Genomic DNA, 14,626 nt, shown 5'->3' on the forward strand with positions numbered 1-14,626 from the left:
CGTCGTCTGAGACTAACTTCCAGTTTTGGGAGAGAGGTGGAAGTTACTTTGAGAAGTTACGCATTGGAATTTGAAAATTTCCAGACTTTTTTCCTTTTTGGAAAACTTCTAAAATATGGTATAATGAAAAGATAAAGAAGTTGGGGGTAGAAGATGAACATTCAACAATTACGCTATGTTGTTGCCATTGCCAATAGCGGTACTTTCCGTGAAGCTGCTGAGAAGATGTATGTGAGTCAGCCGAGTCTGTCTATTTCTGTTCGTGATTTGGAAAAAGAGTTGGGCTTTAAGATTTTCCGTCGGACCAGCTCAGGGACTTTCTTGACCCGTCGTGGTATGGAATTCTATGAAAAAGCGCAAGAATTGGTTAAAGGATTTGATATTTTTCAAAATCAGTATGCCAATCCTGAGGAAGAAAAAGATGAATTTTCCATTGCCAGTCAGCACTATGACTTCTTGCCACCAACCATTACAGCCTTCTCAGAGCGCTATCCTGACTATAAGAACTTCCGTATTTTTGAGTCTACTACAGTTCAAATACTTGATGAAGTAGCTCAGGGGCACAGTGAGATTGGGATTATCTACCTCAACAATCAAAATAAAAAAGGGATCATGCAACGGGTTGAAAAGCTAGGTCTTGAGGTCATTGAATTAATTCCCTTTCATACCCATATTTATCTTCGTGAAGGGCATCCTTTAGCCCAGAAAGAGGAATTGGTCATGGAGGATTTAGCAGATTTACCAACGGTTCGTTTCACTCAAGAGAAAGACGAGTACCTTTATTATTCAGAGAATTTTGTTGATACTAGTGCAAGCTCACAGATGTTTAATGTGACAGACCGTGCTACTTTGAATGGTATTTTGGAGCGGACGGACGCCTATGCGACAGGTTCTGGATTTTTAGATAGTGATAGTGTTAATGGTATCACAGTCATTCGTCTCAAGGATAACCTAGATAATCGCATGGTCTATGTTAAACGTGAGGAAGTGGAGCTTAGTCAAGCTGGGAATCTTTTCGTAGAAGTCATGCAAGAATATTTTAATCAGAAGAGGAAATCATGAAAAAAAGAGGAATAGTGGCAGTCATTGTACTGCTTTTGATTGGGCTGGATCAGTTAGTTAAATCCTATATCGTCCAGCAGATTCCACTGGGTGAAGTACGCTCTTGGATTCCCAATTTCGTTAGCTTGACCTACCTGCAAAATAGAGGGGCAGCCTTCTCCATGTTACAAGACCAGCAGTGGTTATTTGCTATCATTACACTTGTCGTTATGGTAGGTGCCATTTGGTATCTACATAAGCACATGGAGGACTCACTCTGGATGGTCTTGGGTTTGACCTTGATTATCGCAGGTGGTCTTGGAAACTTTATTGACAGAATTAGTCAGGGATTTGTTGTGGATATGTTCCACCTTGACTTTATCAATTTTGCAATTTTCAATGTAGCAGATAGCTATTTGACGGTTGGAGTGATTATTTTATTGATTGCAATGCTAAAAGAGGAAACAAATGGAAATTAAAATTGAAACTGGTGGCATGCGTTTGGATAAGGCTTTGTCGGATTTGACAGAATTATCACGTAGTCTCGCGAATGAACAAATTAAATCAGGCCAGGTCTTGGTCAATGGCCAAGTCAAGAAAGCTAAATACACTGTTCGAGAGGGAGATATCGTCACTTACCATGTACCAGAGCCGGAGGTTTTAGAGTATGTGGCTGAGAATCTTCCACTAGAAATCATCTACCAAGATGAGGATGTGGCTGTCGTTAACAAACCTCAGGGGATGGTTGTGCATCCGAGTGCTGGTCATATTAGTGGTACTCTGGTAAATGCCCTTATGTATCATATTAAGGACTTGTCGGGTATCAATGGGGTTCTGCGTCCAGGAATTGTTCACCGTATTGATAAAGATACGTCAGGCCTTCTCATGATTGCTAAAAACGATGAGGCGCATCTAGCACTTGCCAAAGAACTCAAGGATAAAAAGTCTTTACGCAAATATTGGGCGATTGTTCATGGAAATCTACCCAATGATCGCGGTGTGATTGAAGCGCCGATTGGCCGTAGTGAAAAAGACCGTAAGAAACAGGCTGTGACTGCTAAAGGGAAGCCTGCAGTGACTCGTTTCCACGTCTTGGAACGCTTTGGTGATTACAGCTTAGTGGAGTTACAACTGGAGACAGGGCGTACCCATCAAATCCGTGTTCATATGGCTTATATTGGTCATCCAGTCGCTGGGGATGAAGTCTATGGTCCACGCAAGACACTTAAGGGACATGGACAATTTCTTCATGCTAAGACTTTAGGGTTTACTCATCCACGAACAGGTGAGATTTTGGAATTTACTGCAGATATCCCAGAGATTTTTAAGGAAACCTTGGAGAAATTGAGAAAATAAGAATGAAAAAGAAATTAACTAGTTTGGCACTTGCAGGCGCTTTTTTAGGTGTGTCATGGTATGGTAATGTACAAGCTCAAGAAAGTTCGGGAAATAAAATTCACTTTATAAATGTTCATGAAGGTGGCAGTGATGCAATTATTCTTGAAAGTAATGGACATTTTGCCATAGTGGATACAGGAGAAGATTATGATTTCCCAGATGGAAGTGATTCTCGTTATCCATGGAGAGAAGGAACTGAAACGTCTTATAAGCATGTTCTGACAGACCGTGTCTTTCGTCATTTGAAGGAATTGGGTGTCCAAAAACTTGATTTTATTTTAGTGACTCATACCCACAGTGATCATATTGGAAATGTTGATGAATTATTGTCTACCTATCCAGTTGACCGAGTTTATCTTAAAAAATATAGTGATAATCGTATTACTAATTCTGAACGCCTATGGGATAATCTGTATGGCTATAATAAGGTTTTACAGACTGCTGCAGAAAAAGGTGTTTCAGTTATTCAAAACATCACACAAGGAGATGCTCATTTTAAGTTTGGGGACATGGATATCCAGCTCTATAATTATGAAAATGAAACAGATTCGTCGGGTGAATTAAAGAAAATTTGGGATGACAATTCCAATTCCTTGATTAGTGTGGTGAAAGTCAATGGCAAGAAAATTTACCTTGGGGGAGACTTAGATAATGTTCATGGAGCAGAAGACAAGTATGGTCCTCTTATTGGAAAAGTTGATTTGATGAAGTTTAATCATCACCATGATACCAACAAATCAAATACCAAGGATTTCATCAGAAATTTGAGTCCGAGTTTGATTGTTCAAACCTCGGATAGTCTACCTTGGAAAAATGGTGTTGACAGTGAGTATGTCAATTGGCTCAAAGAACGAGGAATTGAGAGAATTAATGCAGCCAGCAAAGACTATGATGCAACAGTTTTTGATATTCGAAAAGATGGGTTTGTCAATATTTCAACGTCCTACAAGTCGATTCCAAGTTTTCAAGCTGGTTGGCATAAGAGTGCATATGGTAATTGGTGGTATCAAGCGCCTGATTCTACAGGAGAATATGCTGTCGGTTGGAATGAAATCGAAGGTGAATGGTATTACTTTAACCAAAGAGGTATCTTGTTACAGAATCAATGGAAAAAATGGAACAATCGTTGGTTCTATTTGACAGACTCTGGTGCTTCTGCAAAAAATTGGAAGAAAATCGATGGAACCTGGTATTATTTCAACAAAGAAAAACAGATGGAAATTGGTTGGGTAAATACTGGAGGTCAGAACTATTATTTATCAAACGATGGTTCTATGAAGACAAGTTGGCTTCAATATAAGGGTCAATGGTATTACTTTGCTCAATCAGGGGAAATGAAAACGGGTTGGGTAAAAGATAAAGAAACCTGGTACTATATGGATTCCACTGGTATCATGAAGACAGGTGAGATAGAAGTTGCTGGTCATCATTATTATCTAAAAGAATCAGGAGCTATGAAGCAAGGCTGGCATAAAAAGGTAAATGATTGGTACTTCTACAATACAGATGGTTCACGAGCTGTTGGTTGGATCAAAGACAAGGACAAATGGTACTTCTTGAAAGAAAATGGTCAATTACTTGTGAACGGTAAGACACCAGAAGGCTATACTGTTGATTCAAGTGGTGGCTGGTTAGTGGATGTTCCGGTAGAGAAATCTGCTACAACTAGAGCTACAAGTAATTCGGAAATAAAAGAATCCAAAGAAGTAGTGAAAAAAGATCTTGAAAATAAGGCAACGAGTCAACATGAAAGTGGTACAAGTTCTTCAACTAGTCAAGATTTGACTTCAGTAATTTCGCAAAGCTCTGAAACGAGTGCAAACAAATCGGAATCAGAACAGTAGTAAACATTAGTATCTTAAAAATATGATTAAATCGCTATTCTTAGGAGTAGCGATTTTTCTTTTTATTTAAAAAGGGTACAAAAGGGGTGAGTAAGTAATTTCCTAACTGTCTAACTCAACCTAAAAATCCTCAATCGTAGTGATTGAGGATTGAGCAAATAAATCTTAAACAATACCTTGGGCAATCATAGCGTTTGCTACATTTTCAAAGGCAGCAATGTTAGCTCCTGCTAGGTAGTCTTTATCAAGACCATATGTTTCTGAAGTTGTTTTAGCTGTGTTGAAGATGTTTGTCATGATATCTTTGAGACGTCCATCAACTTCTTCACGAGTCCATGAGAGTCGAAGGCTATTTTGGCTCATTTCGAGGGCTGAAACAGCTACACCACCAGCATTGGCAGCTTTGGCAGGTCCGTAGAAGATACCATTTTCTTTGTAGACTTTGATGGCATCAAGGTCGCTTGGCATGTTGGCACCTTCAGATACACAGATCACGCCTTGAGCAACCAAACGTTTAGCTGCTTCACCATTGATTTCATTTTGAGTCGCACATGGAAGAGCGATATCATAGTTTCCAGCGTAAGTCCATACAGAACCTTCATGATAAGTAGCAGTTGCTTTCTCAGCTGCATACTCAGTCAAACGAGCGCGACGTTTTTCTTTAACATCAACCAAAAGATCGAAGTCGATACCATTTTCATCGATGACATAACCATTTGAGTCAGATACAGAGATAACAGTTGCACCAAGTTCAGTCGCTTTTTGAAGAGCATATTGAGCAACGTTACCAGAACCTGAAATAACGACTTTCTTACCAGCAAAGCTGTTGCCGTTAGCTTTGAGCATTTCTTCAGTGTAGTAAACCAAACCGTAACCAGTTGCTTCTGGACGAATCAAGCTACCACCGAATGGAAGAGGTTTACCAGTCAAGACACCAGCATCAAATTGGTTAAGGCGTTTGTATTGACCGTAAAGGTAACCAATCTCACGTCCACCAACACCGATATCACCAGCAGGTACGTCAAGTGATGGTCCGATGTATTTTTGCAATTCAGTCATGAAGCTTTGGCAGAAGCGCATCACTTCAGCATCTGTTTTACCTTTAGGATCGAAGTCTGATCCGCCTTTACCTCCACCGATAGGAAGTCCAGTCAAAACGTTTTTAAAGATTTGTTCAAATCCGAGGAATTTCAAAATCCCTTGGTTTACAGTTGGGTGGAAACGAAGTCCGCCTTTGTATGGTCCAACAGCTGAGTTGAATTGAACACGGTAACCGCGGTTTACTTGAACTTTTCCATCACGGTCAACCCAAGGAACACGGAAAGAAATCACACGCTCAGGCTCAGTAATACGTGCTAAGATATTTTCTTCGATATACTCAGGGTGTTTTTCAAATACAGGTTCCAAAGTGTTGAAAAATTCTTCAACAGCTTGGAGGAATTCAGCCTCGTGCCCGTTACGAGCTTTTACAGTTTCAAACACGCTTTGGATATATTCTTTAGCAGATGTCATATCGTTCTCCTTTTGTTGTTATATTTTATTACATGAGCCATTATAGCAGAATTTTTTTTGAGTGTAAAGAAAAAAACAGAAATTTTCTAAAAATTCTTTCAATTTATAAAACCGAACGTTTTAGATAGAAATTAGTTTATCAAAGAGAAAAGCTGAAAATATGGTATAATATTAGAAATAAATGGAATCCGGAGGATCAGAATCATGGTATCAACGAAAACACAAATTGCTGGTTTTGAGTTTGACAATTGCTTGATGAATGCAGCAGGTGTGGCTTGTATGACGATAGAGGAGCTAGAAGGGGTTAAAAACTCAGCGGCAGGAACCTTTGTCACTAAGACAGCGACCTTGGACTTCCGTCAGGGAAATCCTGAGCCACGCTATCAAGATGTTCCACTTGGTTCCATCAACTCTATGGGCTTGCCAAATAATGGCTTAGACTATTATTTGGACTATCTTTTGGACTTGCAGGAAAAAGAGCCAAGCCGAACTTTCTTCTTATCTCTAGTCGGCATGTCTCCAGAAGAAACCCATACTATCTTGAAAAAAGTCCAAGAGAGTGATTTTCGTGGTCTGACTGAGCTAAACCTTTCCTGTCCAAATGTTCCAGGTAAACCTCAGATTGCCTATGATTTTGAGACAACAGATCGGATTTTGGCAGAGGTGTTTGCCTACTTCACTAAACCTCTGGGAATTAAATTGCCACCATATTTTGACATTGTTCACTTTGACCAAGCGGCAGCTATTTTCAACAAGTATCCGCTCAAGTTTATCAACTGCGTCAACTCTATCGGAAACGGCCTTTATATAGAAGATGAGTCTGTCGTTATTCGTCCTAAAAATGGTTTTGGTGGAATTGGTGGGGAGTATATCAAACCGACTGCTTTAGCTAATGTTCATGCCTTCTACCAACGTCTCAATCCTCAAATCTAAATCATCGGAACAGGTGGCGTGTTGACTGGTCGTGATGCCTTTGAACATATCCTCTGTGGAGCAAGTATGGTGCAGGTGGGAACCACCCTTCACAAAGAAGGAGTTGGTGCTTTTGATCGTATTACCAATGAACTGAAAGCAATCATGGCGGAAAAAGGGTACGAAAGCCTAGAAGATTTCCGTGGGAAATTACGCTATATTGATTAAATTCATTAAAAAATCAGAAGAAAGGAGAGAAGATGCTAGCTATTGAAGAAAGTCAGAAGTTGACTTTATCAAATTTACCGAGTCTGAGCCTATTTACAGGGACAGATCAGGGCCAGTTTGAAGTGATGAAGAGTCAAGTATTGAAACAGATTGGCTATGATTCTGCTGACCTCAACTTTGCCTACTTTGATATGAAAGAAGTAGTTTACAAAGATGTAGAACTGGAGTTGGTCAGCCTTCCTTTCTTTGCGGATGAGAAAATCGTGATATTAGACCATTTTGTCGATATTACAACAACCAAGAAACGCTTTTTAACAGATGATGAGCTCAAGTCATTTGAGGAATACCTTGACAATCCTTCACCAATAACTAAGTTGTTGATCTTTGCGGAAGGAAAACTGGATAGCAAGAGACGGTTGGTTAAATTACTTAAGCGTGATGCTAAGTTTTTTGATGCAGTAGAAGCCAAAGAACAAGAATTACGCCAGTATTTCCAAAAGTGGAGCCAGAAACAAGGTCTGCAGTTTGCCAATCATTCTTTTGAAAATCTTCTCGTCAAGTCGGGTTTTCAATTTAGCGAAATCCAGAAAAATCTCCTCTTTTTACAGTCCTATAAGGAAAATTCTGTTATCGAAGAAGAGGATATTGTCAACGCTATTCCCAAGACCTTACAGGACAATATTTTTGATTTAACTCAGTTTATTCTGACTAAAAAGATGGACCAGGCACGAGACTTGGTTAGAGACTTGACCTTGCAAGGTGAAGATGAAATAAAGTTGATTGCAGTCATGCTAGGACAATTTCGGACTTTTACTCAGGTGAAGATTTTGGCGGAGTCTGGACAAACAGAATCGCAGATTGCAAGTAGTTTAGGCAGTTATCTCGGACGCAATCCCAATCCCTATCAAATCAAGTTTGCGCTGAGAGATGCGCGAGGACTTTCTTTGAGCTTTTTGAAGCAAGCTATTTCCTACTTGATTGAGACAGATTATCAGATTAAAACAGGTCTTTATGAAAAAGGTTTCCTTTTCGAAAAAGCACTCTTACAGATTGCTAGTCAGGTCAATTGACATTTTTTGAAACTACAACCCACGTCAAGATTATCTTGTCATGGGTTTCTTAGTGATTTGCTTGTTTTATACTCAATGAAAATCAAAGAGCAAACTAGGAAACTAGCCGCAGGCTGCTCAAAGCACTGCTTTGAGGTTGTAGATAAGACTGACGAAGTCAGCTCAAAACACTGTTTTGAGGTTGTAGATAAGACTGACGAAGTCAGTAACATATACCTACGGCAAGGCGTCGTTGACGCGGTTTGAAGAGATTTTCAAAGAGTATTATTAGAAAGTATTTCAGTGATTTCCTTATCTATAAGCAAAAAACTTGAAAAAAGTGAATGTTTGCGTTATCATTTTCATATAGAAAGAAAAAGAGGTATTACAGATGGCTATTATCTTACCAGATCTTCCATATGCATACGACGCTTTGGAACCATACATCGATGCGGAAACAATGCACTTGCACCATGACAAACACCATCAAACTTATGTCAACAATGCTAATGCAGCTCTTGAAAAACACCCTGAAATCGGTGAAGACCTTGAAGCCTTGCTTGCTGATGTAGAATCTATCCCAGCTGATATCCGTCAAGCACTTATCAACAACGGTGGTGGACACTTGAACCACGCTCTTTTCTGGGAATTGATGACTCCTGAAAAAACAGCTCCATCAGCAGAACTTGCAGCAGCAATCGATGCAACATTTGGTTCATTTGAAGAATTCCAAGCAGCCTTCACTGCAGCCGCAACAACTCGTTTTGGTTCAGGATGGGCATGGTTGGTTGTCAACAAAGAAGGTAAACTTGAAGTGACTTCAACAGCAAACCAAGACACACCAATCTCAGAAGGTAAAAAACCAATCTTGGGCTTGGACGTTTGGGAACATGCTTACTACGTGAAATACCGCAACGTGCGTCCTGACTACATCAAAGCTTTCTTCTCAGTGATCAACTGGAACAAAGTAGATGAATTGTACGCAGCTGCTAAATAATGATAGTTGGAGGGAAGAATTGTTCTTCTCTTTTTAAGGTTATATTATTTGGTCTGACAAAATCGTCAGACTTTTTTCATTTTTATGAGAAACGTGCTAACTGCTAGAAATTATGGTAGAATAAAGTATTAAGTAATCGTGAAAAAAGGATATCTATGCGAAAAGAAATTGCACCTGAATTATACAACTATAACAAGTTTCCTGGTCCTGAGTTCCATTTACATGGGGACAAGGTCGAAACGGAAGGGATAGCTTTTTCCTTGGTGGAAAATATCAAGGATGCCTTTGATGTGACGGCTTTTAATCAGCGTTTTTCAGAAGTTTTAACTAAGTTTGATTATATCGTGGGAGACTGGAGCAACGAACAGCTTCGCCTACGAGGTTTTTATAAGGATGATCGAACAGAAGAAAAACTTGAAAAAATCAGTCGTTTACAAGACTACCTTTTAGAGTATTGTAGTTATGGTTGTGCCTATTTTGTCTTAGAAAATGAAGCCCCTAAGCGCGCATCATTTGACAAGAAAATGCGTAAGAAGGAAGAAGAAACACCTTCTAGAAAAGGAAAGAAATCGGCTCAAACAAAACGAAAACCGAATGCAGATAAGAAAAATAGACGTCGTCAGAAAGACCAGCATTCTCAGAAAGAGGACAAGGGGCAACGTCATTTTGTCATTCGTCAGAAGTGAGTAGGAATAAGGAGAAGAAATGAAACCGTCAATTTATAGTTTAACACGTCAAACCATGCAGGAATGGGTTTTGGAGCAGGGAGAAAAGAAATTCCGTGCAGATCAAATCTGGGAATGGCTTTACCGTAAACGTGTCCAGTCATTTGAAGAGATGACCAACCTTTCCAAGGATTTGATTGCTAAGCTTAATGACAAGTTTGTGGTCAATCCCTTGAAACAGCGTATCGTTCAAGAATCTGCTGATGGTACAGTTAAATATCTTTTTGAGTTGCCTGATGGTATGCTGATTGAGACTGTACTGATGCGTCAGCACTATGGTTTGTCAGTCTGTGTGACCACTCAGGTCGGCTGTAATATCGGTTGTACCTTCTGTGCCTCTGGTTTGATTAAGAAACAACGTGACCTCAATAACGGTGAAATCGTAGCGCAAATCATGCTGGTTCAGAAATACTTTGATGAGCGTGGTCAGGATGAACGCGTCAGCCACATCGTTGTCATGGGTATCGGTGAGCCCTTTGATAACTACAACAATGTCTTGAATTTCGTTCGTACCATCAATGATGACAAGGGGATGGCTATCGGGGCTCGTCACATCACTGTTTCTACGTCAGGTTTGGCCCATAAAATTCGTGATTTTGCTAATGAAGGAGTTCAGGTCAATCTTGCCGTTTCTCTTCACGCGCCTAACAATGAATTACGCTCAAGCATCATGAAGATTAACCGTGCCTTTCCGATTGAAAAACTCTTTGCCGCTATTGAGTACTATATCGAAACAACCAATCGTCGTGTGACCTTTGAGTATATTATGCTCAATGAAGTCAATGACGGTGTAGAACAAGCCTTAGAATTGGCTGAATTGCTCAAGAATATTAAGAAATTGTCTTATGTAAACTTGATTCCTTATAACCCAGTTAGTGAGCATGACCAATATAGCCGTAGTCCTAAAGAGCGCGTCCTGGCCTTCTATGATACGCTTAAGAAAAAAGGGGTTAACTGTGTGGTTCGTCAAGAGCATGGTACTGATATTGATGCAGCTTGTGGACAATTGCGTTCTAATACAATGAAACGCGACCGCCAGAAAGCAGTCGCAGCAGTCAATCCTTAATGATGAAGAAAACTTATAATCATGTTTTGGTCTGGGGAGTCATTTTCTATAGCATTTGTATTGTCTATTTTTGCTTTACTCTTCAAGAACATTCTCCTGCGGGAGTGGAAACTCCAGGTATTCAGCATCTTGGACGCCTGGTTTTTCTTTTGACTCCTTTCAATTCTTTTTGGAAACTGGGCGAAGTGAGTGATGTAGGACAATTATCTTGGATTTTTTTACAAAATATCCTCAATGTCTTCTTGCTTTTTCCTTTGGTATTCCAACTCCTTTATCTCCTTCCAAACTTGCGGAAAACAAAAAAAGTGCTACTTTTTAGTTTTCTAGTGAGTCTTGGAATTGAGTGTACGCAGTTAGTCTTGGACTTTTTCTTTGATTTTAATCGCGTCTTTGAGATTGATGATTTGTGGACCAATACCTTGGGTGGCTATTTGGCTTGGCTCCTCTATAAACAATTACATAAAAACAAGATAAGGAATTAAAATGAGTATTTTAGAAGTTAAAAATTTGAGTCACGGTTTTGGCGACCGTGCAATTTTTGAAGATGTGTCCTTCCGTCTCCTCAAGGGGGAACATATCGGCCTGGTCGGTGCTAATGGTGAAGGGAAATCAACCTTTATGAGCATTGTGACTGGTAAGATGTTACCAGATGAAGGGAAGGTTGAGTGGTCAAAGTATGTGACTGCTGGTTACTTGGATCAGCACTCTGTCTTGGAAGAAGGACAGTCGGTGCGTGATGTTCTCCGTACAGCCTTTGATGAGCTTTTCAAAGCAGAAGCCCGTATCAATGACCTCTATATGGAAATGGCTGAAGATGGAGCGGATGTTGATGCTCTCATGGAAGAAGTGGGAGAACTTCAAGACCGTCTGGAGAGTCGTGATTTCTATACCTTGGATGCTAAGATTGACGAAGTAGCACGTGCCCTTGGTGTCATGGACTTTGGTATGGATACGGATGTAACGTCTTTGTCAGGTGGGCAAAGAACAAAAGTGCTTTTGGCTAAACTTCTCCTTGAAAAGCCTGATATCTTGCTTTTGGACGAGCCGACCAACTACTTGGATGCTGAGCACATTGACTGGCTTAAGCGCTATCTCCAAAACTATGAAAATGCCTTTGTCCTTATTTCGCACGATATTCCATTCCTAAACGACGTTATCAATATTGTTTATCATGTGGAAAATCAACAGCTGACGCGTTATTCTGGTGACTACTACCAGTTCCAAGAAGTCTATGCTATGAAGAAATCTCAGCTAGAGGCTGCCTACGAACGTCAGCAAAAAGAAATTGCAGACCTCAAAGACTTTGTAGCTCGAAACAAAGCGCGTGTTGCAACACGAAACATGGCCATGTCTCGTCAGAAGAAATTGGATAAGATGGATATTATCGAGCTGCAAAGTGAGAAACCAAAACCATCCTTTGATTTCAAATCAGCTCGTACACCCGGGCGCTTTATCTTCCAAGCCAAGGATTTGCAAATTGGTTATGACCGTCCACTTACAAAGCCCTTAAACCTAACCTTTGAACGCAATCAAAAGGTTGCTATTATCGGGGCAAATGGTATCGGGAAAACAACTCTCTTGAAGAGTCTTTTGGGAATTATCCCGCCAATCGCTGGGGAAGTGGAACGCGGTGACTACCTAGAACTCGGTTACTTTGAACAGGAAGTAGAAGGTGGAAATCGTCAAACACCACTAGAGGCTGTCTGGAATGCCTTTCCTGCACTTAATCAAGCAGAAGTCCGTGCAGCCCTTGCCCGGTGTGGTTTGACAACCAAGCATATTGAAAGCCAAATTCAGGTCTTGTCAGGTGGGGAACAAGCCAAGGTTCGTTTCTGTCTCCTGATGAATCGTGAAAACAATGTTTTAGTGCTGGACGAGCCGACCAACCACTTGGATGTGGATGCCAAGGATGAACTCAAACGCGCTCTCAAAGAATACAAGGGGTCTATCCTTATGGTCTGTCACGAACCAGACTTTTATGAAGGCTGGATGGACCAAATATGGGATTTTAATAATTTAACTTAAGAATGAGAGTAAAAGAAATACAGTACCGAATATGGATACTGTATTTTTTTGTTTTTGTATTCAATGAAAATCAAAGAGCAAACTAGGAAGCTAGCCGCAGGTTGCTCAAAACACAGTTTTGAGGTTGTGGATAGAACCTGACAAAGTCAGTAACATATATACGGTAAGGCGACGCTGACGTGGTTTGAAGAGATTTTCGAAGAGTATTAAGATTTAAAATCGTAGTCTTTCACAACTTCGATGCTATCGATAGTAATAGCAGTCGTTGGCTTGTCTTTTTCATCTTTTTCGGCTTTAGCAATTTTATCTACAACATCCATACCATCAATCACTTGGCCAAAGACTGGGTGCTTGCCATCTAGACTAGGATTTCCACCTTCTTTGTAGGCTTCGATAATTTTCTGTGGATACTTGCTTGTAGGGAGTTTAGCAGAGGTATCTGTAGAGTTTTGGTTGATGAAGAACTGGCTACCATTGGTGTTTGGTTGACCAGTATTAGCCATAGAAAGAGCCCCACGGATGTTATAGAGGTAAGGAGTGATTTCGTTCTTGAAACCAGTTCCCTTGTCTTTTGTCTTATCCTTGTCATGCCAGATAGACTGACCACCTGTACCGTCCCCTTGTGGATCTCCAGTTTGGACCATAAAGCCATCGATAACACGGTGGAAGGTAATGCCGTTATAATAGCCTTCTTTTGCATGAGTAAGGAAATTTTCGACCGCTAGAGGAGCGAGTTTAGGGAAGAGTTTAATGCGAATATCACCTTGGCTTGTGTGGAGAATGACTTCAGCCTCGTCTTCAGCAACTTCCTTGGAAAGTTGCGGGAAATTGGCGTTTTCGTTTGTTAAAGCATCGTTTAACTCCTTGGCAGATTGGGCAGTTGCTTTAGAACTTTCTTCAGCAGCAAGACTGGAATCAACATAGTCATCACCACGAAGACTGCGTTGGATGCTGCTACATCCAGCTAGGGCTATAGTTGATAGTAAAAGAAGGGTTGCTAGTTTTTTCATTCTGATCCTCTCAAAAATTCATTTCTACCATTGTACCTTAAAAGGAAGGGGATTTCAAATGTTAGTGACAAGGTCGTTTAAGAGAAAGTCAACCAAAAAGTCGCTTGATTAGAGATTTTTCTTTGGATGACGGTCGACAATGTCCTGGTACTGTTTCAGTATCTGCTCTCCCTTTGGAGTCAATTTGTAGCCACGAACGGTAAAATGACTTGCTAATTCTTCCTCCGTCAAGTTGTCATGAAGAGCTTGGTCCAGATCTGTAGCCTTCATCTTAGAAAGTCCTGTAATTCCTTTGCTTTTCAGGATATTCTTTTTCATAGTAGCATTTAGATGGTCAAGCGAGTCAAAAGCAGTTTCGACAAGAGCATAACCTTTTTCCACCAGAGTTGTTAGATGCTTAGGGGCATCAATACCATAAGTGTACTCAAAGTATTTAGGGAACCAGATTTTAAGAAAGCCCGTAAAGCATCACAATTAGTAAACGTTAATTCGAAAGAATTACTATAGTTTAAAAGAGTATATTTTCAAAGGATTTTTCTTTCGGCTTCAATTCCTAATTAATCAATGAACTTAATACCAGGTCTCGAAAAGAATTATGCTTCCTCTTGCTGTCTGAGTTCAAAGAGGTCTTCTACTTTCAGATTAAAAACTTGAGCAATTTTAAGAGCCATTTCCAGCGAAGGGTTGTAACGGTTATTTTCCAAGTGCAGAATTGTCTCGCGTCGCATGCCGATGAGGTCGGCTAACTCCTGCTGGGTCATGCCTGTCGACTCACGAACAGATTTGAGATTAGTAATAATCTTGCTTTCTTTGGCCATG

14 protein-coding genes and 3 pseudogenes are annotated in these 14,626 nt (G+C 40.3%); 12 read left to right on the forward strand and 5 right to left on the reverse strand.

What is annotated here, in order from left to right; genetic code table 11:
* Positions 1-86: 86 nt before the first annotated feature.
* Positions 87-161 (reverse strand): annotated as a pseudogene (locus ADI86_RS12320) (AraC family transcriptional regulator); the annotation flags it as partial.
* Between ADI86_RS12320 and ADI86_RS07195 the strand changes: the two are divergent.
* From ADI86_RS07195 to cbpE, 4 genes are read left to right on the forward strand one after another with little or no spacing between them, the layout of a single operon-like run.
* A complete protein-coding gene (locus ADI86_RS07195) occupies positions 154-1,062 on the forward strand; it encodes a LysR family transcriptional regulator (RefSeq protein WP_049532373.1) in 909 nt (302 codons plus the stop codon). The pseudogene ADI86_RS12320 and the gene ADI86_RS07195 sit on opposite strands and share 8 nt — an antisense overlap.
* Positions 1,059-1,520, forward strand: a complete 462-nt coding sequence (gene lspA / locus ADI86_RS07200) for a signal peptidase II (RefSeq protein ID WP_049532374.1) — start codon at positions 1,059-1,061, stop codon at positions 1,518-1,520. The genes ADI86_RS07195 and lspA overlap by 4 nt, the downstream gene beginning before the upstream one ends.
* Positions 1,510-2,397 carry an RluA family pseudouridine synthase gene (locus ADI86_RS07205; RefSeq protein ID WP_049532375.1) on the forward strand — a complete coding sequence of 296 codons (888 nt, stop codon included), beginning with the start codon at positions 1,510-1,512 and terminating at the stop codon, positions 2,395-2,397. Before lspA ends, ADI86_RS07205 begins: the two co-directional genes overlap by 11 nt.
* A 2-nt stretch (positions 2,398-2,399) precedes the next feature.
* The gene (gene cbpE, locus ADI86_RS07210) at positions 2,400-4,283 is read left to right on the forward strand and encodes a phosphorylcholine esterase CbpE (protein ID WP_049532376.1); all 1,884 of its coding nucleotides are present in this window, start codon (positions 2,400-2,402) and stop codon (positions 4,281-4,283) included.
* Positions 4,284-4,448: 165 nt separating this feature from the next.
* On the opposite strand, the gene gdhA is transcribed toward cbpE, so the two are convergent.
* Complete coding sequence (gene gdhA / locus ADI86_RS07215; RefSeq protein ID WP_049532377.1) at positions 4,449-5,795, reverse strand: NADP-specific glutamate dehydrogenase; 1,347 nt, start codon at positions 5,793-5,795, stop codon at positions 4,449-4,451.
* A 204-nt stretch (positions 5,796-5,999) separates the two neighbouring features.
* On the opposite strand from gdhA, the pseudogene ADI86_RS07220 reads away from it, so the two are divergent.
* From ADI86_RS07220 to ADI86_RS07255, 8 genes and pseudogenes are all read left to right on the forward strand, one after another.
* A pseudogene (locus tag ADI86_RS07220) lies at positions 6,000-6,935 on the forward strand (dihydroorotate oxidase).
* Between the two features lie 32 nt (positions 6,936-6,967).
* Positions 6,968-8,005 (forward strand): DNA polymerase III subunit delta, encoded by a 1,038-nt coding sequence (holA, locus tag ADI86_RS07225; protein ID WP_049532378.1) that lies wholly within the window; start codon positions 6,968-6,970, stop codon positions 8,003-8,005.
* Positions 8,006-8,080: 75 nt separating this feature from the next.
* Positions 8,081-8,251, forward strand: coding sequence for a hypothetical protein (locus ADI86_RS12325; protein WP_049532379.1), 171 nt, complete (start codon positions 8,081-8,083; stop codon positions 8,249-8,251).
* 124 nt (positions 8,252-8,375) lie between these two features.
* Positions 8,376-8,981 (forward strand): superoxide dismutase SodA, encoded by a 606-nt coding sequence (sodA, locus tag ADI86_RS07235; protein WP_000974733.1) that lies wholly within the window; start codon positions 8,376-8,378, stop codon positions 8,979-8,981.
* Between the two features lie 155 nt (positions 8,982-9,136).
* On the forward strand, positions 9,137-9,667 hold the full coding sequence (locus tag ADI86_RS07240) for a YutD family protein (RefSeq protein WP_042901209.1): 531 nt from the start codon (positions 9,137-9,139) through the stop codon (positions 9,665-9,667).
* A 19-nt stretch (positions 9,668-9,686) separates the two neighbouring features.
* Positions 9,687-10,772 carry a 23S rRNA (adenine(2503)-C(2))-methyltransferase RlmN gene (gene rlmN / locus ADI86_RS07245; protein WP_049532380.1) on the forward strand — a complete coding sequence of 362 codons (1,086 nt, stop codon included), beginning with the start codon at positions 9,687-9,689 and terminating at the stop codon, positions 10,770-10,772.
* A complete protein-coding gene (locus tag ADI86_RS07250) occupies positions 10,772-11,254 on the forward strand; it encodes a VanZ family protein (protein ID WP_049532381.1) in 483 nt (160 codons plus the stop codon). The genes rlmN and ADI86_RS07250 overlap by 1 nt, the downstream gene beginning before the upstream one ends.
* 1 nt (position 11,255) lies before the next feature.
* Positions 11,256-12,797, forward strand: coding sequence for an ABC-F family ATP-binding cassette domain-containing protein (locus tag ADI86_RS07255; protein WP_049532382.1), 1,542 nt, complete (start codon positions 11,256-11,258; stop codon positions 12,795-12,797).
* 206 nt (positions 12,798-13,003) lie between these two features.
* Here ADI86_RS07255 and ADI86_RS07260 read toward each other — a convergent pair whose 3' ends face one another.
* The 3 genes and pseudogenes from ADI86_RS07260 to ADI86_RS07270 all read right to left on the reverse strand — a co-directional run bounded on the left by ADI86_RS07260 (position 13,004) and on the right by ADI86_RS07270 (position 14,625).
* On the reverse strand, positions 13,004-13,807 hold the full coding sequence (locus ADI86_RS07260; RefSeq protein WP_049532383.1) for a peptidylprolyl isomerase: 804 nt from the start codon (positions 13,805-13,807) through the stop codon (positions 13,004-13,006).
* Between the two features lie 108 nt (positions 13,808-13,915).
* Positions 13,916-14,248 (reverse strand): annotated as a pseudogene (locus tag ADI86_RS11765) (hypothetical protein); the annotation flags it as partial.
* Positions 14,249-14,400: 152 nt separating this feature from the next.
* Complete coding sequence (locus ADI86_RS07270; protein ID WP_049532384.1) at positions 14,401-14,625, reverse strand: helix-turn-helix transcriptional regulator; 225 nt, start codon at positions 14,623-14,625, stop codon at positions 14,401-14,403.
* Between the last annotated feature and the right edge of the window lies 1 nt (position 14,626).

Origin of the sequence: Streptococcus pseudopneumoniae, from assembly GCF_001074975.1 — a bacterium.
GTDB classification, from domain to species: Bacteria; Bacillota; Bacilli; order Lactobacillales; family Streptococcaceae; genus Streptococcus; species Streptococcus pseudopneumoniae_D.